We start from the raw sequence: 20749 nt of genomic DNA on the forward strand, positions 1-20749 counted from the left end.
CCGCACCTCCGCGACACGTGGCGGGTGGGTTTTTCACCCTGCCGGGAGTCACGCCGCCAACGGATCGATGTTCGGCGACGACCCGCCCAAGGTTCGACTGAGCCGGTGGTTCCACTCCGAGAGCTTCGCGAAGACGGCCGCCGCCGCGGTCGTGAAAATGGCCCTGGGCTATCTGCTGTGGATCTCGGTGCTCGGTGTCGTAACCACGATCGCGATCGTGGTTCCTCTCCCTCTCCTCGGTAATGCGCCGTTGTTCGGTCTCACTCACCTGGTAGCGGCGAACGCCACTGCGTGGACGGCCACGGGAGTTGGATTCTGCATGTTCACGTTGTCGGCTGACGACCTCGATTAGCTGATGACCGCGACGAGACTGCCGTCGCCGACGACGTCGAGGTCGATCCCACGGACCCCGATCGTTTCGAGGGCCGCGACGAGGCCCCGGATGAAGAGGAACAGTGGGGAGTGGCCCGTGAGACTCACCAGCGCTTTGTCGACCATCGGCACCAGCAGCGCGACGAGGACGCTGGCGGTCGGGACGAGGACGGCCGCCACCACGCCGGCCAGCAGCTGCAGGTTCATGTAGGTGGCCATCACGAAGAGTAGGGCCAGGAACTCTCGGGGGGCAAGGTCCGCCGACGTGTCCTCGTCGCTGTACTGCCGTTCGAGCAGTTCCTTGACACCGATGACGGTCCCACCGAGATACACGCCGAACAGCGCCGGGAACGCGATCGTCGGGCCAATTCCTTCGGCCAGGATGGCCCCGCCGAATGTGGGCAGGGTCACGATCGGCAACCAGATTAGTCCTGTGACGGCACTGACTGTCACCACGGCGAGGATGTCCCTGAGCGTCCCCGCGAACGTTCGGGGTGGCTCGGACTCGATCGCCGTGGCCATGACGGTTGTGAGTAGGGTGTGCATGGCTGAAAAAGGTACGGCTGGGGGTGGTTCTACAGCGATGCGACCTGTCTTTTCCCGCAGTCGTGTCGTGGGTCATGTGTGGTCGTGCGAGAGCGCGCCCACCCGGCCCGTGCGGCCGGGGTCACTCGTTTTGGCGACGTCGCGTCGGACAGGGGCGGGTGGGGCACTTCACATTCTAGTCGCAAACTAACGGAAATACTAATAACTTTGGTATAGTTATTGGAAATATGCGAGTAAAAGCCGAGAACTCGAATAGCTGTATTAAGATTGAAGATTCCGGTGTAAATATACGGGCGCGCCCGGATGGGGGAGGTATGACCAAAGAGGACCGCCGCCGGCAGGTCCTGGCGTTCATGAAGGATCACCCGCTGGCACTCTCTCCTCTCCTCCTTTACCGGAACATGAGGCTTCACCAAACAGTCACGTTCAGCGTCGACAGCCTCCGGAACTATCTCGAAGAGTTCGCCGAGGAGGGGCTGGTCCTGCGCGTAGAGAAAGAACCACTTGACGACGGACGGATTGTCGAAGCCGATTCCGGGACACGCGCCTACTACGTGATCTCCGACGAGGGCCGCGAGTATCTGGATGACGGTTGATTACCATTGATATCGTAACTTTACTATAGTTATGGTAAATATTAAGTACCTCCAGTCGTTACTGTAGGATGGAAACACCGGTCCCTCGGGGCGATTCGTGACGTAGAATCGCCCGCCTGCTGGAACAGGCGGGCCGGGTTCCGATGGAGTCCAGAACCCATGGCAACCAACGCAACCGACCGCCAAAACGCTGACGCACCGCCCGCTGACAACCGCACGCGCGTCCCCGTCGACGGGGGCGTGCTCGTCTACGAAGCGCGCGCCCTCGGCCGCGAGTTGATCGGCTTCGAGGACGTGGATTCGTGGGACGCACTCGCCGACGCGCTCGCCGCACGGGGCCACGATCGCGGCGCTGCGTTTCACAAGCCGGAACTCGACGCGGAGGTCTGAGACGATGACACAGACACTCCTCGATCACCTGGAGGTTGAGGACCTCCTCGGTGCGACCGTCATCGCCGATTCGACCGGCCGGGCGACGGTCTACGCCTGGAACGAGTGGCTCCACCCGGGCGACACTGCGGTTCACGATCTCGCCCGCGCGGTAGGAGCGGAGGCCTGACCGATGTACAAAGACACCGTCCACATCGAGTCGGTCCTGGGCGCGGAGATCCTCGTCGCCGAGTCCGGCGTGATCGCGATCGATCACTGGAGTGACTGTACGCACCCGTGCTCGCCCGCAGCCCGCGATCTCGCCCACGCGGTGGGGATCGAGGCATGACCGAGGGCGTAACCGTGACCTACCGCCCCGCTGACGACGCGAACCGTCGCGTCCGCTTCGAGCCACTGGCGCGGCCGGCCCACTCCGACGAGTGGTACCGCCGGGTCACCGAACGCTACGTCGACGGCGGCTGGCGCAAGGAGGGGAGCGAACCCGTCCGGCAGGTCGAGATCGAAGCCGGCGACGGCGAGAGCGTGGCGACCGTTTTCTCAGGCCCGTAGGCGCGATCGGGCGCTCGCCCGTCGTATTATACGCGCTCGCGATCGCGCGACTGTCCGTCTGGGAAGCGCGACCGCGCGGGACGGACTATCACGTGGTTGCGGGCGTGTGAGTGTCTGGAAATTCGTCTTCCTTCCAGAGGCTGTTCAGTATTATTCTGTCGAAGATGTAGATTGGTAGCGCCGTGCTGAATACAACGCGCATATCTCCACGAGAAAGTGTCGGTCCCGAATAGTTGAATCAGTCAGTACAGATAAAATATAACCGACAGCCAAGCAAAACCCTAAGCGTGACTAAAAAATGCCGTCTCTGCGGAGACCAAGCCACCCTTCAAAACAGCCACGTCATTCCCCGATTTGTATTTAGGTGGGTTAAGAAGACCGGTGCTACCCCGTTTCTGCGAAACTCAGAAAATCCAGATACGCGAGTCCAAGATTACCATGAGAAACTACTCTGTGAGGATTGTGAGCAGAGCTTCTCGGATTACGAGAGTAAATTCGCATCTAACATTTTCTATCCATTCATTGATGGAAAGTCAACGTCATTTGCATACGACGAGTGGCTCCAACGATTCATTATCTCTATCTCGTGGAGAGTGATTGTTTCCGAGCAGACCGACCTCTCTGAATTTGATCATATACATGCTGAGGCTATTCGAGAGGCTAAGGACCTATGGGCAGACATTTTGAGGGGAAACCTACGGCTGAGTACAGATGTATATACGCACTACATCTTCTTCCTCGATGATTTAGCTGACGCCAGTAATCCAGACGAGGTACCCGATAACTGGGAATTCTATATTGATCGAGGAATTGATGCAACCCCAGTCCACGGCCCTGGTACCACAGCTATCTATTTTAAATTGCCCCAGATGCTATTCTTCTCCTGCATCCAACCACCGTCAGATCCCCAACTGTCTGATTTAGAAGTAGAACGTAGTGGAGAAATTGGTCCGCCTCAAACACTGGGTCCTGATTGGGGAACCTTCTTAATTAACAGAGCAGATCGCGTCTCTAGTCGGTCCGTCTCTGAATCTGAGCAAGAGAAAATTAAAGAACGGATTCTGGAAAACCCCAAAGAAGCCCTCCAGTCCAATTCAGTTGAGGCGTTTAAGAAGCAGATGGAGAGAAAGATAGAGAACCACGACCCAACTAAACATTTTGGGGAAGAATGTACAGTCTGTCATACCCATCATCGAATTATAGAATTTCTGCCCAATCGTCCATTGAAGAAGCCAGAAGTTGAAAGAATGGCTGTGAAGAATCCGTTCCTCTCTGGGATCTACCTTGATGGTGAATTAGCTGTAGCAAACCAACCGGAGGACGTTGCTCCGTCATTTGTTCTTTCGTCGGCTGATGAAACGATCATTGTCACGTTATACCCCGATGAGGGATGGGTTGTGGAGCGGGAGATTCCACACCCAGAAGATTCGGACCCAGAAGAAATCGGTCAAATGATCGCTGAGGGCCACCGCCAGAATCTTGTCAAATGGGCTAAAGAGCAACGCGCGAATTCAATCTAATTGGTGTTTGATGAGAATCATGGAACTACAGTTGGCAATCTGATGTTCATTCAGAGCACTGGGTGAAAACAACCGGAGGGTACGCACGTTCAGCAATCATCTGGTTCGCCAGTTTCAGCACGGAATAATCGAGATTATCGTGATTAACACACACCCTATATTCAGCACGGTCTGTCTAACAGACTCTCGATATATCGACTTAGCATACAGCGAACCCCAGGCTATCACCTGACTCCCGGGGCTTGGAGACCTCCTCTCTCATCGAAACTCGCGAGCACGTTCAGGCGGTTTGTGGCCGCGATCGAGGCGCACCCGCGTTTGCGGGCGTGGACGTACTCGCGCCCGGTGTGGGTCCGCCTGGACGCTAGAATGCACGCTCACGACGGACACGTGCCCGCCCGGTGTACTGCGCGCGTTTGCGATCGCGCGGTGTCTGTGCGAGAAGCGCGGCCGCGCGACACCGGGTAACATGTTGTCGAGGGCGTGTGAGTGAATTGAACGATTATGACTTGCTGTCGGGCAACTCATTCAACCATGATTCGACAGTATCTGCTTGAGGATGGTCGATATCGCGGAAAATGAACAAACTCTGCTGGAGGTACTCATGGGCCTGCTCGTACTCACCTTGGCCCCGGGCGACTAGACCGAGATTCCCGAGGCTATTTGCTTCAGTCCAACGGTCACCCATTTCGCGTGCAAGTTTTAGACACCGTTGGTGGTACTCTCTAGCCTGATCAACCTCGCCAAGACTTCCGGCAACAAGTCCGAGATTCCCGAGAGTTTTCGCTTCATTGTTGCGGTCACCTAGTTCGCGTGCGAGTTGCAAACTTTGTTGAAAATATTCCCTGGCTTGTTCGTACTCTTCTAGTTCTAGAGCAACACTTCCAAGATTATTTAGGGTACTCACCTCGCCTGGTTGGTCGCCAAGTTCACGTTTAAGTTTCAGACTCCGCATGTGATACTCTCGGGCCCCCTCAGACTCACCTAGTTCATCACTGACTAGTCCGAGATTCCCGAGACAAGTCGCTTCGAGTCGACGGTCGCCAACTTCGCGGGTAAGGTCTAGACTCTGTTGGAAGTACTCGCGTGCCTGTTCATACTCGCCCAATTTTTGGGCAATAGATCCAAGGTTATTGAGAGTCTTGGCCTCGCCCTGACGGCGATCCAGTTCGCGTGCAAGGTCAAGACTACGCTGGTGGTACTCTTTGGCCTGATCGAATGCTCCAAGATTCCCCGCGATTATCCCGAGGTTACTGAGACTTTTGGATTCGCCCTTGACGTCGCCCAATTCACGTTCGAGTTCCAGAGCCTGCTGAATGTACTTTCTGGCCTTCTCGTACTCGCCCCGCATTTCCGCGACTATTCCCAGATTACCTAGGCTGTTGGCCTTGAGCTGGCGATCCCTTGTACTCTGTGCATCCTCCAGTAGACGTTCGTATTCTCCTCGTGCTTTCAGGTAAGTTCCATAGTCGAGTTGAGCATGGCCACGCAAATACATAACTAGCTGACACGTCTTATCCGAACAAGCCGTCGGCAAGTCGTATCTCGCAGTCGTTTCTGTACCGGCCAAGGGGGCCAACGTTGACCACCGCCTAGTCAATCCGAAGACCAATTTCACGTATTCGTCAGCTTTCGCTTCCAAGTTACGCTCAACAATCTTCAACATTGAAGACTCAGGGAACTCCTGTGATAGAGCCTCTCGGTGTGCCTCGTCGTCGAACAACGCAAAGAGCGAATCCATACAACGAGCCGCACGTGGCTCGGATCGCTCACGCCGCCGACTGTTCGCCCTTTGCTCCAGATAATCCCGGGCCACCGCCCGCAGATACAACGTTGACCAGAGGTCGTGGGTCGTTCGCACCTGCTCACTGTCGTCGTCTACCGGAAACAGGAACCACCCTTCCAGGGCCTTACGAATCCCCTCAATCTCGTCGTGAGTCTCGACGTCGTGGCCGTACTCGTACCCCAGCGCGTGGACTAACTCCGGATAGATGCCGATCCCGCTGGCGTTCAACAGATTGACCATCACACCCACGTCAGCCAGCAGATCCGCGTCGAAGCGCGAGAGATCACGCAACGCCTCCTCGCTCCCTGGATTCATCAGCGTCCGGTATCGCGACCGAACGTGGGTCTCCAGCCCGCTCTCGTTTTCACCCCGCTCTACGGCTCCGTCACCGAACGGGAGGTGGAACGAGAGCAGCAAGAACCGCCCGATGCCTTCGCCGCCCTCCGCACGGATTTCCTCGTACAACTCACCGGCCGACCGGTCGACAGTCCGGCCGGTCGCGCCCTCGAACGCGGCGATCGTCCGCTCGACGTCGGCCTCCGAGATCGCGGGTAGATAGTATCGCTCGATCGAACCCGCAACGCGAAGCTGTCGCCGTTCACCACTCTGGTCCAGCGTCTGGGCGTCGGAATCGCTGTCCAACTCCTCGGTCCGGGCGTCCAGCAGGAACGTCACGTCCGCGACGGCGTCGTACTCCTCGATCACGTCGAAAATCGCCCGCGCGTTCGCCCGGATCGCATCTTCGACGACCACCAGGACGTGCCCGTCCCCCCGATCGATAGCCTCTCGCAACGCCTCCGTACTCTCGAAGCCCCCACCTGCATCGCTGTCCCGATACAACACCTCTCCTAACTCGGAATGCTGGTACCACGCGACCGCGACCTGCTTGCAGAGCGTGCTCTTGCCAGCGCCGGCCCGGCCGACGACGAGCCGATCCTCTCCTTTCCGCAGCGCCGCCAACAGCTCCTCGTCGGCATACTGATCGTCGTGGCCATCCCGCCGTGCCGGAATGCCCGCCTCGACATCCGCCAGTGTGAACGTGGTCCGCCAGGAGGTCTCCGGGGTCGGCGTCGCCCGTTCGAAATACACCGGCGACAACTGGCGGAACCCTTCGTTCCGGGCGTCCTGTGTCAACAGTGCCGAAACGTCGGCCCCGATCTTCCCCACCCGTGCTTGGAGATCGCCGAGTACCTCGCGGATGTCCAGCTGTAGTTCCTGCTGAAACACATCGGCGAGATCCGTCTCGGCGATCCGTCCTTCGAAGGCGACGATCGCCTCCCGATAGGCGTTGCGGACCGCCGCGACGAGTTCCTCTCGCAGCTGGGGTGTCTCTGCGAGATCGAACCCTTGCACGGTGGCGATCGCGTCGGCGATGTGGATGGCGGCGTCTTCCTCGTCGGCGAAGAGATGGCCGACGTCGTCACGATCACAGTTGTCGTCGCCGATCTCTTCGGCATCCGATCCGATCACCTCCGCGACGACGGCCTCCCAGTCGTCGGTGACGCCCGCGAGTTCGTTCGTGTCCCGCCGGTCGTGTTCGGCCTTGATCGCGTCCTGCAGCTCCTCGGCGAACACCGACGCGACGTGTTCCCGGTCGTCGTCGTACTGCCGCCGCCGGAGCACGTCTCGGACCTTACCCTCCGTGACGTTGGCCCCCGCGGCGATCCCCGTTGCGAGTAGGTTGATGCCCAGCGATGTCGTGAGGGGATCCATCGATACGAGCGTCTTGACGTGTCTCGTATTTGAATATATGGGACGGTCCGGACAAACGCACTCGAAGTTACAGGCGGGGGCGTATTTACCCGCAGAGGGGACCGAACGACCTCTGGATACTCTAAGCCATGCTCACGACGCGAATGGGTGCCTGTCTGGAGTATTCTATCTAAGTAAGATCTGGTCTCTACCCACTCATATTGGTAGATCCATCAAGTAATTGCAATCTATAACTATCGCCCGTCTATGATTCTTGAGTGTCGGAATCCCCTTTCTCTGCTTCGTTATCATACTTCTTGTAAAGGATATAGTAAGAGATCCCCAGCATCACCAGTACTGAGCCAATGCCGATTACAAGGGCGCTTTCTCGACTTGGTGTCGTCACCAATAGTCCAACACTGGTAGAGAAGGACACAAGACCTACGATCAGGAAGTTGTACGTATAACGGAGTTTATCTGCCTTTGAAGAGAGGACACGATTGTTCTTTTTAATGTTCTTTGCCAAGTTCTTGGACACTATCCCAGGATATGATTCCCGACTAACATCACCTTCAGTCAATCCGTCTGAAAGGTGCGTCCCAGGACCATACCCCACTTTCACGTTGAGAATGCTGACTGCGGCGAAAACCAGTGATACCAGCAGCGAGACAACTCCTATTGTGAGGAAAAATATTACAGCAGGAGATAATGTTACATCGTTTCCCTTCCCCTGTGCTACAATTGAGAACCCAGTCAGGAGAATTCCAAGTATAATCCCGATCAGACGGGCCGCTCGCCAAGCGTTCGTGTCGATATTAGTAAGAGCACGTAACTGACTTTCAACCATTCGGTCATATTTCTCTGCCAAGTGAAGGTGGGGTTCCAAACCATCATTCTCTGGAGAGTCATTGCCGGTCATGACCAGTCAGTACTCTCCGATGGTAGGCTGTGTATAATCCTTTGAGTCGGTGTCATCGTCTGGACTCCCTGGTTCAGTCAGCTCTTGTAGATCGTCCGTGTCGAGTTCGACTTCGTTCTCACAGTGCCATCCTGCAAACAGCATCGCCAGGTCTGAAAACTCTCCACCACGAACGATGACGTCCTTGTACTCTCGGCGTTTCTCGCGGAGATTACGGAAGTCGATTTGGTATCGATTATCAGTCAGCTTCTGAGCTGTTTCGACAACACAAAGATATTCTAAGGTTTCTTCAACCCATTCCGAACTGACAGATCCATTAGGAATGTAGTCGTTATTGAGATTGTCCGTTAGAGAGTTGACCTCTACTTCGAATGTGAGTGTTTGGTCTGGATCCTCACGTTGCCATTCAATGCGCTGACTATCGTTGAGTTGGTCATAGAACACCCGATCCCACATATGGCAGGCGAGATAGAGACTCGGGGGTTGTTTGTTGCAGAGTACGCCAGTCGCTTTATTCCGGTCAAAATCTGAGATTGGAATTTGAATACTGGCTAAGCCCCCGTCTGAAGACATTTGGGTACTCATCTGAGAGTGATCTGGCAGCGATCCATCCCGAAAATTCTCTCCAACCAACGACATTCTCTCAAACTTATACTTTGGTATGGTGTCTTGGTCAATAAGGCTAAATTGTAATGGGACGAGATGAGGATCCCGAAGAAACTCATCGTCAAAAGAGTTGAGGTGAACTCGTGCAGATTGGGCTTGTTCATCTGTGATGTGCAGACAGATGTCTATGGTCTCTGGCGAAGTACCATTATGGGAGATATCACTCGTCTCAATAGTGGTGAATGGGGCTAATCGCTCTCGAAAAGCCTGTGCATCACTGGGAACCTCCTGTATCACATCAGCCACAATGCTGTACTCTGGGGTGAGCGATGCAGTGAATGTCGGCGTTCGTTCAGAGCCAGAGTCGCTCGTAATTGGTTTCGGAAACCATCGGAATTCGAAAGCGGATGTTATGCTGATATCACTTAGAAACTGCTCCCAAGCGGCCACAATATCGACAACTTCGTCATAGGAAGAGAACTCAGTGAATGCTTGCTCGACACAGCGTTCGTACTTGTCCTGTCCCTTCACTACGGTCACCCCTGAACGAAGTACTTTTCGGGGTCCTTACTGCGTTCCTTCCCTTCGGAGACAGTCCCTTCAAGAAACCCTTGGTTGATCCGGTTACAGATCCGGGATAGGGCCTTTCGGGAAGCATTGAACCCTGGGACAATACTCACACGACGGTCTGAAGTGAGGAAGACGTCAGCGTTTGTCCCATCTTCGTAGTCCAAGACTGACGCATGCATATACGGATTCTTATGATAAACGGTAATCGACGAGCGTTTCAGGCCCTCAAGTGCGTTAATCAAGCGAACGTTTTCTTCCCGCCCTTTGATCGACCCTTCCTCATATGTGATTTCTATCGTCTCAGCCTCTCGGGAACCGTATTCTCGTGCTTTATCGTTGAACAGGTCTCCCTTTTCCGAGAGAAGTGTCGCAAAGTTCGGGAGAATTTTATTGAAGTAGATACTTTCGCTACCACTCACGTAGCGCGAGGCCCCCTTCCGAGAAATCTGGCCCTGGAATTCGTGATTGGCCTGTCGAAGTTCGAACTCAATTTTATCAACGTAGTAGTTTTGCTGACTGACTTCCTCGGTGTTGAAAAGTTCGAAATACCGGCTGTTATCGAAGTATTTGACCTCGGTGTCGCCGCTTGGGGATTTCGTCACCCCCTTTGTCACGTAGAGGTTGCCGTTGATCTCATCATTGAGCTTATTCAATAACTGTTGGAGTTCATCGGTGGAAAGAAATGACGTCGAAATGGACGGTGGGAGGGCTTGGATGTATCTGCGGACTGCTTGGTTGAAGAATTCTCGGTCAGAGACTGAGAACGCTGTGTAGGCTTGCGTTTTGTTGTGGTTAAAAATATAGACTGAGCCCGACAGGAACTTGTAGCCGTCTTCATTGTACTCCTCGCCCGACCCTTTGATTCGGCGGGTCAAATCAAGTCGAAAAAAATCCTCACGATCCTCAATTTCAACAGAAAATCCTGTAGGGGCATCGCTCGCGAAAATCTGCTTTGGCTTCTCTTCTGCAATGAATGTGAGCGATCTGACCGGGTTCTCCTCCTGCTCGATTGCCTCACTGGCCCATGCGTACAGCGTTTCAAGGCTTTCGAGATCGGTGAACTGGTACAGATTGGTGTCTTGCACGGTCGCCCTCTTCTATGATTTGGGTTGGTTTCTGAATTCAGCGGCTCCCATTAGTTTCTTGCGCCTTAGGTGGATATAGAGTGTGCAAGAGTATCAAGGTGGGGTAACCATAGTGAAAGTGAATATGGAGCTGACATTTACATCGCCCGGGTTCAAGAAATCTGAGCAGCAAATACAATGGAGAGTATTGGAAAATGATTACCCTATTCGGTCTCTTCCTTCAGAATCTCGGCTACCTTTGATATTTAATATCATACGGCCCTGTGCTACCGCGCCACCCGCCGCCCAAGCACGAACACCAACAGGGCAACGAGGATCGCCCCGACCAGCGACTCCCCCGCGACGAGTACCCGCGACCACGCACTCGCGGGCGAGAGGTCCCCGTACCCGATCGTCGAGAACGTGATCACACTGAAGTAGACGTTCAACAGCACGTCACTGACGCCGGCCCACGTCCCCAGCTCCCCAAGCGACGCGATCGCGTGCGTCGTCCCGTCGGGCTCCTTGACCCCGCCGACGAACGGGAACGTCAGCCCCGCCAGGACGATCACACCAACCCACCACGCCAACAGGCGCTTGACGCTCTCACCGTGTTTCGACAGCGCCCACATGAGTGTCTTCACGTGCCGGCGCGGGTCGCCGCGCTCTTTCAGCAGCTTGCGTTCGGCTTCTTCCTTGCTGATGTGGTAATCTCGTGCCTCTTCCGATAATGCGTTCTCCTCGTGTAGTGCTTCGAGGCGACGGTAAACCCATCTCGAAGCAGCGAACCGGTTGACGCCGTCGGGGAGCGATTCTGATTTCGGCACCTTTTCTTTGGACTCGGTGCCTGGATTTTCTTCATAGACACAAGTCGGGCGCGAAGCGAACGACGAACCCCTCCCGAGTGCAGATTTCACTGACTGACCAATACGTGAAATTCGGGAGAGAGACTCACTGGAGTCATAGAACGTACTTTCACGGTCAAAAAATGTAGTTTGAGAATTGATGCGCGTGTCCTTAAAGACAGTTTCATAGAGTAGTGTGCTCGTGAATGTGGCATAACGACAGTCAGTATCCGCTAAAACGGTGTCTTGTAGGTTAGCATGCCGAAAGACTGCTCTACTCGCATTGGCATCGGAGAGATCGGCTCCCAGAAGATTACTGTCAGTGAAATCTACGCTTCGGATGTGGGCATTGAGGAACTTGGCATACCGGAGGTCGGCATTATGGAAGTTTGCGCTTAGAAGGTAGGCATTGAGGAAGCGGGCGTTCCGGAGTTTGGCAATGGGGAACTCAGCGTTCATGAGGTTGGCATCTGGGAACTTGGCGTTCCAGAGGTCGGCATCGGGGAACTCAGCGTTCATGAGGTTGGCATCTGGGAACTCGGCGCGTCGGAGATTAGCATCGGGGAACTCAGCGTTCATGAGATTGGCATCTGGGAACTCGGCGCGTCGGAGATCTGCAGCAGGGAATTGAGTTCTTGTAAGCGCTGCCCTCCCAAAATCAGCACCCGGGAGAGCCACTCCTTCAAATGTGGCTCCAATCAGTCCACATTCTACGAACGAAACCGGAGTGTTTGTCTCAGTCCCACGGAGGATTGCCCCATCCAGTCGTTCCGGTCCGTCTACTCGGTGAATGCGGAGTTCTTCACCGGTTTTGTCATTAATATCCGCATGCCAGAAACACCGGCTTGTCTCCTCATGCTCATCCCACACAGGCCGCCAGCAACTGACGGCCTCAATATATTGGTCGTGTCGCAAAGTCCTCTAGAGTTCAGTAACTGACTCCCCTGAGGAAGGGGACGCCTCTGGTGTCCACTCCGAGAGGTGCCCCATGCACGCCACAATCGACGTGCGGTTGACCGTTAGCATCGACGACGACAAAACGATACCGCTGGCCACGCTTGCCGAGTTCATCACCGATCAGAACATCGAATCAGTTCTTCTCGAAGGACTCGTCGAGAGCCTCGACGCGGCTCGCGTCGAGGCGCTCTGTGGTGAAAAACACGCCCACGGCAACGGTGACCAGCGCTACCAACGCGCCGGTACCGATACCCGCACGGCCGTCACAACCGCCGGTGAGCACGAATTCGACCTTCACTACGTCGAAGATACCGCCGCTGACCACGACGAACCCAGCTACTTCCGCCCCGTCGAAGATGTTCTTAGCTTCGACGGAGAAAACCGTTATCAGCAGGACATTGCGGCCAAGAGCGTCGATCTCGCTACCTCGCTCAGCTATCGTGACGCCGCTGACCACGGCGACGGCATCCTCTCGGAGATGCCGTCGCCGACCACGATCAACCGCCGCGCCAGAGAATACGGCAGCAAGCTCAAACAGTTCCTTCCAGACTGTGTCGCTGACACAGACGCTGATGCGGTTATTCCTGACGCCACGAAGTGTCACAGTCAAGACGACGACCGCTCGTACCACTCCGTCCAAGCCACGCTCGGCAAAGATACTGCCGAGGAGTCCCGCTCCCTGCTGGATCTCTCGGTCAACGCTGACTGGGACGAGACAGCCGCCGACCTCGACGACATCGACGCAGTCACTGACGACGCGACGGTCGTCAGTGACGCTGAGGAGGGTATGGTCACGGCCTTTACCGACGAAAATCGCAATCACCAACTTGATCTCGTCCACGTCGGCCGAACACTGGACTACAACCTCTGGGACGACGGCGTGTTCTCCTTGGATCGACGAAACGAGATCGTCTCGGAGGTGATCGACGAGGTGTTCCATCTGAAGAATTCGGTCGCCAAGCACCGGCCGGAAGAGGAGTTCGCGGCGATCCGCGAGCGGATCGCGCGAACGACCGAGCGTATCGAGAAGACAGCGTGGCAGTTGGATCAGTACGGGTCAGAGAAGGCTGCGGGGTATCTTCGGCGGTGGGTGCCGTCGATCGTGACGTTTGCCGAGCAGGCTGTCGAGGGGTTCGAGGTGCCGTGGACCTCGAACCCCGTCGAACGGCTGATGGGCGAAGTCAGCAAGCGATGCAAGAACCAGTGGATGCGCTGGACAACGGAGGGATTAGAGGCGATACTCCAGCTTCGGCTGGTGAAGTACGCTGATCCAGAGCACTACCAGGCGTTCCTTGATGAACTGCTCCAGCGATCGACCAAAACAGCAATGAGCTGTGACCTCTCAATTGAGAGTACCAGAGGCAAACTCTAGACCGCTTTGCGACACGACCAATATATTCATACCACGCAGATAGGGCATTATAATCATCTTCCGCACCAACATCCTCCGGCTGCAGAGTAAACCCACACCGGCCGTCGGGAACGGCCGCCTCGTCCGTGGCCATACCCCCTGCGTTCCACCGCCGGGGTAAAGAAAACTCTCCTCACCTTCAAAGACCAGCATGCACCCCAACCCTCGTCGATGCCCACCACTGACGATCTCCACCCTCGATACTGGCTGTAAATCGTCCAGACCCTCGACGAACTCGCCGATACCACACCCACGTGGCCGCTACCACCACGCGTCGTTCATGCCAAAACACTCATCGGCCGGATCGTCGCCAAGCAAAGCCTGCCCTGCGACGTGATCCACACCCAGCTCGATCGGATCTGGAGCGGCCCGACACCCACGAACCCGATACCGGACATACCACCAAAACACAACCACCTTTAGCCCCGTGCCGGAACCAGCACCCACGTCCCACGCCCTCCCAACCTTGGAAGTCGTCACCGGGACCGTCCTCGCCCTGCTGACGTACGGCCTTGCGACGACGGCCAACTACCTCAATGAATTCGCCTTCTTCGGCGCGATCTTCGTGGTGGGGCTGTTCGTCGCGATCCACGGCCTGTTTCAAGGCATCAAGAGTGCGGTCGCCACCGCCACGGCACCCGACGAGCAAGCAGCCGACCCCGAGTGATCGCAGCGACGCCCTCACAGACGCGTCCGCCCGGAGTACTACACGCGTTTGCTGACGCTCGGCTGCATGTCCAGGAAGTCCGCATACCGTAGGCAACCATCTGATCGCGAGCGTCGAAGCTACGCGGCCTCGGCTGTCGCCCGATACTGTTCGACGCCGTTCGCAGGCGAGAATGAGAAATCGACTCGACGACTGTTGTCGCCCTCGATCTCGACGGTCTGCTCGTGGCGGTTGATCGTGTTCCCGTTCGCGTCTTGGGTTTCGATTTCGACGGTCACGTCACCCGTGTCACCACGGTTCTCGACGAGCACGTACACGTCGACCTCGCCACCAAGCGCCCCGCTGAGACCAGCATTCGACTCGGTATCGACGACTTCTGGATCTGGCCCTCCCATAACCCCGTTACACCCGGCGATCACGCTCACACCGGCGGCGACACTGGTACCGAGGACGTCACGTCGTGTCACTCGCATACGCGAATAGGCATTCTTCTGTGACAAATAGCTGCCGAAGACTCGCCAACGGCGTGCGGACGCACTCGCTGACGCGATCGCGGCCAAGGCACTCAGACCGACCGACGACTGGCCCGCCGACGCCGAGAACCTATAGCCAAGACTTGAAATACACGGCCAGAGAACCCACCGCCTATCGATGCGCCGACGTGCCCTCCTGGCTACGCTCGCGACTGGCCTACCGACGCTGGCCGGGTGTCTCGACGATTCCGCTACGCCTGAACCGAACGAACCGACACGCGCCGAAGACGCGACCGCAGCGTGGTCCGAGGCGTACCTCGACGACGGGTATCGCGTGACGGTGACGATCGCCCTCAACGACAAAGCCCGTGCTGAGATCGAACGGCTGGGGGAAGGTACGATTCGGACGATCACCCAGAGTGGGACGTATACGGTCGCAGGCCCCGACACAGATCACGGCGTAGCCAAGGCGAGTGAGATGTTCACGCTCAAAACACCAGCGAGATCCTTCGACGGCATGATGTCGGCCTCCTCTTTCGTGGTTGGTTCACAGGTGACGCCCGACATCTCGGTCCCACCGATGCATCTGCTCGGTGTCAGTGGGAGTACGGATCCGGACCTGGAAACGGCCGATACGATGATCAAGACCTACACGCAGGAGTCCGTGGCTGGCCCTTCGTCACTCGTCCTCGAAATCCCAGAAACGCTCCACACGTACTACGAGAACCGGCGGCGCGTCCCGCAATACGGAGCCTACGTCTCGGACTCCTACGACGACCCGTATCTCGACAACCTCGTCACGGAGTTCGAAGACTTCGCGGCCCAACAAGGGACCGACACCGATATGGCCGTGATCGAGCACATGATGTCCTTCGTCCAGCATCTCGAATACACGACAGACGAGGTCGGCACCGGATACAACGAGTACCCGAAATACCCGATCGAGACGCTGGTCGACAAGGACGGCGACTGTGAAGACACGTGCATTCTCCTGGCGTCGCTACTGGAGCAGTTCGACTACGGGACGACCCTGCTGATTTTCCCCAACCACCAGCACATGGCGGTCGGTGTCCTCGGCGAGGCAGGGCTCGACGGCACCGCCTACGTACACGACGGCCAGCACTACTACTACGTCGAGTCGACCAACCCGGAGTGGGGTCTTGGCGAAGCGCCACCGGACTTACAGAATGCGACGCCGGAGTTCGCACCCGTCAACTCCAATCCCGTCTTCGTCTTTTCGTATGCCGTCACGATTTCGGACAAACGCCTGCAAGTCGAGGTGAAGCTGAAAAACGTGGGGGATGCACCGGGCCAGCCCACGGTCGAGACTCTCATCGAGGATAAATCCGAAACGGTGGTCGCCTCGGACCGAGTGACTGCCTCCCGGCTCGCCCCAGACGCTGAGACCACGAGCCAGTTGCATCCGGAACCACCGGATGGCAAACCGCTTCGTGTGAAGGTGCGGATTTCCAACGATGGCACCCCACACGATATGCTGACCAGCGAGTACCAAGAGCCGATCCCCGTCGACAGCTCGTCGTGAGACTGGCGTCGCTAGCGCCATCGCTTCCCGCCTACGCTGTTTCGAGAGGCGTCCGAAGACCCCTCTGTGAGCGAGCAACCAACCCACCACACAGATTTACGTCCCAGCCGCCCAACCGCTCCGCCATGGCCTCTATCCTGTCGGGGGTCGGGTTGGACGACTACCTCCACGATCGCGAAGAAGTCTATCACCGGACGGAGACGTACAATGCGGCCGTATCGGGCGAGTACATGGATTCGGTCGACCTCGCGTGTACGTCGCACCGAGTCGTGTTCACGACCGGCTCCAGAGTCGTCGATATCGACCTCCACAGCATCGATGCGATCGAGTACGAACCGCCGACGATCCCGCTCGACTACCTCGTCGGTGCGCTCGTAACCTTCGTCGCCGCCTACGCGTACTCGACGACGGAGATCTTCCCGGACCTGCTCCCGGATCTCGTCGACGTCGGCCTCTCGGCTCTGTTGTGGGTCGCTGGACCGGCGTTGATCGTCGGCGCACTCCTCACCTACGGCCCGACGCTGCTCCTCCGGACGTCGAGTAACACGTACACATTCAAACGCGGAGACTTAGAAGAGGTTCCACACGCGATCAGAGGCGCACAGCAGTGAGCACTGGCAGCAGGGCAAACTTCTCGTCCTGAAGCTACGCGTTCGGTTTACATACACGCCCCTCGACAGGTACTCTTGGGTCGGGGCGTGCCCCCGTTACCGGCCCGGCGATACGTTGCGATCTGCCCGGCCGGTCTCCCTGGCCGGTGCAATCAATTGCCAGTCTCCGGGTCCCCCGACCCGGTATTTTCCCTCCCCCGCATGCGGGTGCTCTGTCGACACCGTCCAGCCATGCGATTCGGCCACAAGATTCTTGCCGCTGTCGCCGGGACGTGGCGATGGACCGGAAGACTTCCACCCCCCACCCTCTCCCCAGAGGGACCCGAGTGGACCGGACGTTGTTTGAGTATACTCCGTTCGCGGTCCACCATTCCCGGTCCGTCTTTCATTACGACCAGCGGTGTGAGACACTCGTCGGCAGTCGCGGACGCGCCCAACAGAAACACGAGTTATACCGCCACTGATCAGACGCGCTCGACGTGAACCCCGCCACAACTCCGGCACGTATCGATCTCCGTCGACGGAGTCGTCCGATACGTCTCTCCACAGGACTTGCACACGTGGCTGACGTCTCCCTGTCCAGCTGCGCCGGCACTTCTGGGTTGGCTCGTCCGCCGGGTCGATGTCTCGCGACCCGGTTTGTCCCGCCCGACCAGGACGTAGATCAACACGCCGAAGATGCCGCCGATGAAGACGGCCAGTCCCCAGAGAAACCCACTCTGAGAGCTGTTGATACTCGCGTCGATCCCCACTGCGATCCCCAGCACCACCCAAAGCACCAGGATGAATCCGAGGAAACCCGCCATAGTGTGGTACTCGGCGAAACCCAGTTTAGAAGTTTCGAATTCCTATAAAGTGTCTGCGCTTGCCATGCACGGTGCTGTGTCCGACCGGCTCTTTCGCCATACCGCATGCGGGGGCCATTGTATCTGCGAGTGATCTGCCAATCACCATCGCGCGTGAGCTGCCGCAGGCCTCGCCAACGTGCCTTGGAATTGGTCTGCTGACCAATACTCTTATGCCGTTGGTCTGCGTACCAATGGTTGAGGATGGCCGCACCGACCGACGACGACCTGGATGGCGTAAGCGAAGCGAGGAAGTACCCCGATGGGACCGTCGTCCGCGTGTTCTGCATGCGGACAGATCGTGACGCGTACCCATCTGGGTGGGCCTACAAGCTCCACTACGGCGCGACCGAGCCGGATCCACCTCGCACGCTTGCCGATGGGACGATTCGTCGGTATCTCGAAAATCGAAGATTTTCGACGACTCGTCGAAACGGCGCTGCCGTTTCGAGACGACAACTCCCACGAAGACACTAAGGGACACGAACTGCACGTCGCACCGGATCCCGACCCGGAAATCATCGACTTCCCCGGGATGGTCGAACTCTGGGAACGGTTCTGGAGCGAGATCCCGAAGTCCGAGTTCGACGTCGAGTGAGGCCACTACACCACGGTGATCCCCATGAACGATACCACGCCGCCGCTGCATCCGATGGAGCGCGAACAGCTTCGAGCCGAAACGACCCTCATCGTGACTGTCAAGTCGGCCGACGAGTTCCACGACGACGTCACCGATGGCATCGAGGGACTCGAAGAAGGTGACGCGGTGGAGGCCACGCCGACGATCTCGTTCACGAGCTACGACGACCTGATGGCAACGCTGACGCCGCGCGTCCTCGATCTCATCGAGGCCATCCGCCAGGAAGAGCCAGCCAGCATCAACGAGACTGCACGCGTTGTCGATCGGGACGTGAAGAACGTCCACGAGGAACTCAGTCGACTCGCCCAGCTGGGCATCATCTTCTTCGAGGAGGACGGCCAACGGAAACGACCAATCGTCTGGTTCGACGAACTTCTCATCACTCTCCCGTTCGATCCAGCGTCTGGCGATACAGCTGCCGCAGCGCCGTGACTCTGGAGGATCGACGATAGCTGCGTAGTCGGCGTTCTGCAATCCATTCCGCCTCAATCCCACCCACGGTCACGAGAACGGGTCCGACCGGCATCGGCCCCTACTCGCTGACCCGTGCTACACGAGGTCGGCGAACCAGTCCGGCGCTCCCGTTTGCTCTGCCCAGCAGTGCTTGTGACACGGCTCACCCCGCGGGGTTCGGGATCACCTCGTCGAGATCGATTTAGTCGTCACAGAGAGCCTGTCATAGGACTGTTTTACAGGACCGTTTGTTCTATGCGAGGAGTGAAACAACTGTTCAGTGAGTATGCCCATCGATCATGGGATTCTGGCGGGACTCTGAATAACGAAATTGGATTAGCAACGACACGTACCCTGCATTACGGGTTAATCCGATACGCTCTGACCGAGAGTAAGTCGATAGACTTCGGCGTCGTACCCGACATACCAGCTGTGACCGTGTTCTTTCGATTCCCCGAGTAGATCACGAACCGTCTCATACTCGTCGGGCGGAATGTAGTAGCGCTCTGCGATTTGATTCTCCTCCCACCTCGGGATACCCTCAATCTCGTCGCTGCAGCCTGCGATCGTGAGTACTTCTCCGAGGTGCTCGTGTTCGTTGAGGTCCGTTTCGACGGCATCGATCACGACCGCGTCGTCGGGGACGGACTCGACGGCGTAGATATTGATCCATGCATGCTTCGTCGCGTCATAGTCGTAGCCGATGCCGAGTTCGAACGGGAGCGGACTCGCTCCGAGCGAGAGTCCGTAGACGTCGCCCTGGTATGTTACGTACCATTTCGGGCTGAGGCCCACGGTTTCGATCGATTCGTACTCGTTGAGCGACTCCTTGACGTTCGCGTATCTGTCTCCGTTGCCGAGTTTGACGCTTCCCGTCTGCTGCATTTCTCCTTCTTCGTCAATCTCGCTGATCCGGTCCTCAGCCTCTGAGCGAGTCTCTCTCGCGTGCTCCATCTCGGCTTCGATAGCGTCGTACTCGATGATACCCATTTCCTCGATATCGATGACTGCTGCGTCGTCGGGGACGGCCACGGGGACGCCAACGGTGAGTATCCCGAACTTGCCCTTGTAGGGCTCGCAGTCGAGATCGATCGGTTCGTTCGAACCGCCGTCATTCGTTCCGTCGAGGCTGCCGAGACAACCACTCGATCCGAGAAGCAAGCCCGTACTGCCCGCAACGAGGAGATCCCGTCGCTTCATAGTGTCTGATTGTTCGAATGATACAAATAACTACTCCAGAGTCAAAGAGCGATTTTGAGCTATCATGGGTTGTTATCTACACACTCTATATTGAGCACCGCTGATCGCATACACCCCTCTCCGAAGACACTCGCAGCCAGGTGACAGTGCTGTACACCGAGGTGTTTTTGACCTGCTGGTCTCACTCGGAGCCCCAAATTTCGTTGGCCTCTTCATGCAATTCCTCCTCGCTCATCTTTGCTTGTTCTGGCTCACGGCGAATGTCCCGTTTTTCGACGAGTTCCCAGAACGACCGGTCGTAGATATTCTCAAGGGCTTTGTGACAATTCGGGCAGACGGTTACTAAGTTCTCGTCGCTATCGGGCCCATTTCGACGAGCCGGAATGAGGTGGTGTTCTTCGAGTATCGATTCGTTCTGGTGGCCGCAGATCTGACAGGACTCGCTAGTGGGCATTGACTATAGTATGTGCCCATCTGGGCATTAACCTTTTCTT

The 20749-nt window shown here is 57.0% G+C and carries 22 protein-coding genes and 2 pseudogenes; 13 read left to right on the forward strand and 11 right to left on the reverse strand.

All coding sequences use genetic code 11. The features are described from left to right. Nucleotides 1-67: 67 nt before the first annotated feature. Nucleotides 68-352, forward strand: coding sequence for a hypothetical protein (locus tag HTIA_RS10795; protein ID WP_008525894.1), 285 nt, complete (start codon nucleotides 68-70; stop codon nucleotides 350-352). On the opposite strand, the gene HTIA_RS10800 is transcribed toward HTIA_RS10795, so the two are convergent. Beyond that, complete coding sequence (locus HTIA_RS10800; RefSeq protein WP_020936354.1) at nucleotides 349-894, reverse strand: hypothetical protein; 546 nt, start codon at nucleotides 892-894, stop codon at nucleotides 349-351. The genes HTIA_RS10795 and HTIA_RS10800 overlap by 4 nt on opposite strands. 338 nt (nucleotides 895-1232) lie before the next feature. Here HTIA_RS10800 and HTIA_RS10805 point away from each other — a divergent pair, with 338 nt between their 5' ends. From HTIA_RS10805 to HTIA_RS16415, 6 genes are all read left to right on the forward strand, one after another. Next, complete coding sequence (locus tag HTIA_RS10805) at nucleotides 1233-1514, forward strand: hypothetical protein (RefSeq protein WP_008525892.1); 282 nt, start codon at nucleotides 1233-1235, stop codon at nucleotides 1512-1514. A gap of 159 nt (nucleotides 1515-1673) precedes the next feature. Continuing rightward, a complete protein-coding gene (locus HTIA_RS10810; RefSeq protein WP_008525891.1) occupies nucleotides 1674-1904 on the forward strand; it encodes a hypothetical protein in 231 nt (76 codons plus the stop codon). Nucleotides 1905-1908: 4 nt separating this feature from the next. Further along, on the forward strand, nucleotides 1909-2073 hold the full coding sequence (locus tag HTIA_RS16685; protein ID WP_008525890.1) for a hypothetical protein: 165 nt from the start codon (nucleotides 1909-1911) through the stop codon (nucleotides 2071-2073). 3 nt (nucleotides 2074-2076) lie between these two features. Further along, on the forward strand, nucleotides 2077-2232 hold the full coding sequence (locus tag HTIA_RS16690) for a hypothetical protein (protein ID WP_008525889.1): 156 nt from the start codon (nucleotides 2077-2079) through the stop codon (nucleotides 2230-2232). Then, nucleotides 2229-2453, forward strand: a complete 225-nt coding sequence (locus tag HTIA_RS10815) for a hypothetical protein (protein ID WP_008525886.1) — start codon at nucleotides 2229-2231, stop codon at nucleotides 2451-2453. Before HTIA_RS16690 ends, HTIA_RS10815 begins: the two co-directional genes overlap by 4 nt. A gap of 287 nt (nucleotides 2454-2740) precedes the next feature. Further along, nucleotides 2741-3973, forward strand: a complete 1233-nt coding sequence (locus HTIA_RS16415) for a hypothetical protein (protein ID WP_008525885.1) — start codon at nucleotides 2741-2743, stop codon at nucleotides 3971-3973. Nucleotides 3974-4475: 502 nt separating this feature from the next. Here the strand turns inward: HTIA_RS16415 and HTIA_RS15485 are convergent. From HTIA_RS15485 to HTIA_RS17460, 6 genes and pseudogenes are all read right to left on the reverse strand, one after another. After that, nucleotides 4476-7472 carry a tetratricopeptide repeat protein gene (locus HTIA_RS15485; RefSeq protein ID WP_008525883.1) on the reverse strand — a complete coding sequence of 999 codons (2997 nt, stop codon included), beginning with the start codon at nucleotides 7470-7472 and terminating at the stop codon, nucleotides 4476-4478. Nucleotides 7473-7716: 244 nt separating this feature from the next. Beyond that, entirely contained in the window at nucleotides 7717-8370 is a 654-nt protein-coding gene (locus HTIA_RS15925; RefSeq protein WP_008525882.1) for a hypothetical protein, read from the reverse strand. A 6-nt stretch (nucleotides 8371-8376) separates the two neighbouring features. Beyond that, a complete protein-coding gene (locus tag HTIA_RS17190) occupies nucleotides 8377-9507 on the reverse strand; it encodes a hypothetical protein (protein WP_242401901.1) in 1131 nt (376 codons plus the stop codon). Between the two features lie 5 nt (nucleotides 9508-9512). After that, a complete protein-coding gene (locus tag HTIA_RS17195) occupies nucleotides 9513-10631 on the reverse strand; it encodes a hypothetical protein (RefSeq protein ID WP_008525878.1) in 1119 nt (372 codons plus the stop codon). A 266-nt stretch (nucleotides 10632-10897) separates the two neighbouring features. Continuing rightward, nucleotides 10898-11437, reverse strand: coding sequence for a potassium channel family protein (locus HTIA_RS17200; protein ID WP_049816600.1), 540 nt, complete (start codon nucleotides 11435-11437; stop codon nucleotides 10898-10900). Nucleotides 11438-11659: 222 nt separating this feature from the next. Then, nucleotides 11660-12325: pseudogene (locus tag HTIA_RS17460) on the reverse strand (pentapeptide repeat-containing protein); the annotation flags it as partial. Nucleotides 12326-12443: 118 nt separating this feature from the next. Between HTIA_RS17460 and HTIA_RS10845 the strand changes: the two are divergent. Further along, entirely contained in the window at nucleotides 12444-13784 is a 1341-nt protein-coding gene (locus tag HTIA_RS10845; RefSeq protein ID WP_008524214.1) for an ISH6 family transposase, read from the forward strand. Nucleotides 13785-14250: 466 nt separating this feature from the next. Then, on the forward strand, nucleotides 14251-14490 hold the full coding sequence (locus tag HTIA_RS10850; protein WP_021029503.1) for a hypothetical protein: 240 nt from the start codon (nucleotides 14251-14253) through the stop codon (nucleotides 14488-14490). 119 nt (nucleotides 14491-14609) lie between these two features. Here HTIA_RS10850 and HTIA_RS10855 read toward each other — a convergent pair whose 3' ends face one another. After that, nucleotides 14610-14963 carry a hypothetical protein gene (locus HTIA_RS10855; RefSeq protein WP_008523844.1) on the reverse strand — a complete coding sequence of 118 codons (354 nt, stop codon included), beginning with the start codon at nucleotides 14961-14963 and terminating at the stop codon, nucleotides 14610-14612. Nucleotides 14964-15141: 178 nt separating this feature from the next. On the opposite strand from HTIA_RS10855, the gene HTIA_RS10860 reads away from it, so the two are divergent. Both HTIA_RS10860 and HTIA_RS10865 read left to right on the forward strand, forming a co-directional pair. Beyond that, a complete protein-coding gene (locus tag HTIA_RS10860) occupies nucleotides 15142-16506 on the forward strand; it encodes a hypothetical protein (RefSeq protein WP_008523843.1) in 1365 nt (454 codons plus the stop codon). Between the two features lie 125 nt (nucleotides 16507-16631). Next, entirely contained in the window at nucleotides 16632-17117 is a 486-nt protein-coding gene (locus HTIA_RS10865) for a hypothetical protein (RefSeq protein WP_008523842.1), read from the forward strand. Between the two features lie 464 nt (nucleotides 17118-17581). Here HTIA_RS10865 and HTIA_RS10870 read toward each other — a convergent pair whose 3' ends face one another. Then, the gene (locus tag HTIA_RS10870) at nucleotides 17582-17923 is read right to left on the reverse strand and encodes a hypothetical protein (protein WP_008523841.1); all 342 of its coding nucleotides are present in this window, start codon (nucleotides 17921-17923) and stop codon (nucleotides 17582-17584) included. A 243-nt stretch (nucleotides 17924-18166) separates the two neighbouring features. Between HTIA_RS10870 and HTIA_RS17465 the strand changes: the two are divergent. Beyond that, a pseudogene (locus HTIA_RS17465) lies at nucleotides 18167-18560 on the forward strand (toxin-antitoxin system TumE family protein). 24 nt (nucleotides 18561-18584) lie between these two features. Continuing rightward, nucleotides 18585-19034: an HVO_A0114 family putative DNA-binding protein gene (locus tag HTIA_RS10880; protein WP_008523840.1), complete on the forward strand. Its 450-nt coding sequence runs from the start codon at nucleotides 18585-18587 to the stop codon at nucleotides 19032-19034. Between the two features lie 387 nt (nucleotides 19035-19421). Here the strand turns inward: HTIA_RS10880 and HTIA_RS10885 are convergent, their stop codons facing one another. Together HTIA_RS10885 and HTIA_RS10890 are read right to left on the reverse strand one after the other, a co-directional pair. Next, on the reverse strand, nucleotides 19422-20255 hold the full coding sequence (locus HTIA_RS10885; RefSeq protein ID WP_008523839.1) for a hypothetical protein: 834 nt from the start codon (nucleotides 20253-20255) through the stop codon (nucleotides 19422-19424). Nucleotides 20256-20436: 181 nt separating this feature from the next. Next, nucleotides 20437-20709 carry an HNH endonuclease gene (locus tag HTIA_RS10890; protein ID WP_008523838.1) on the reverse strand — a complete coding sequence of 91 codons (273 nt, stop codon included), beginning with the start codon at nucleotides 20707-20709 and terminating at the stop codon, nucleotides 20437-20439. Between the last annotated feature and the right edge of the window lie 40 nt (nucleotides 20710-20749).

It is taken from the genome of Halorhabdus tiamatea SARL4B, assembly GCF_000470655.1.
Taxonomy (GTDB): domain Archaea; phylum Halobacteriota; class Halobacteria; order Halobacteriales; family Haloarculaceae; genus Halorhabdus; species Halorhabdus tiamatea.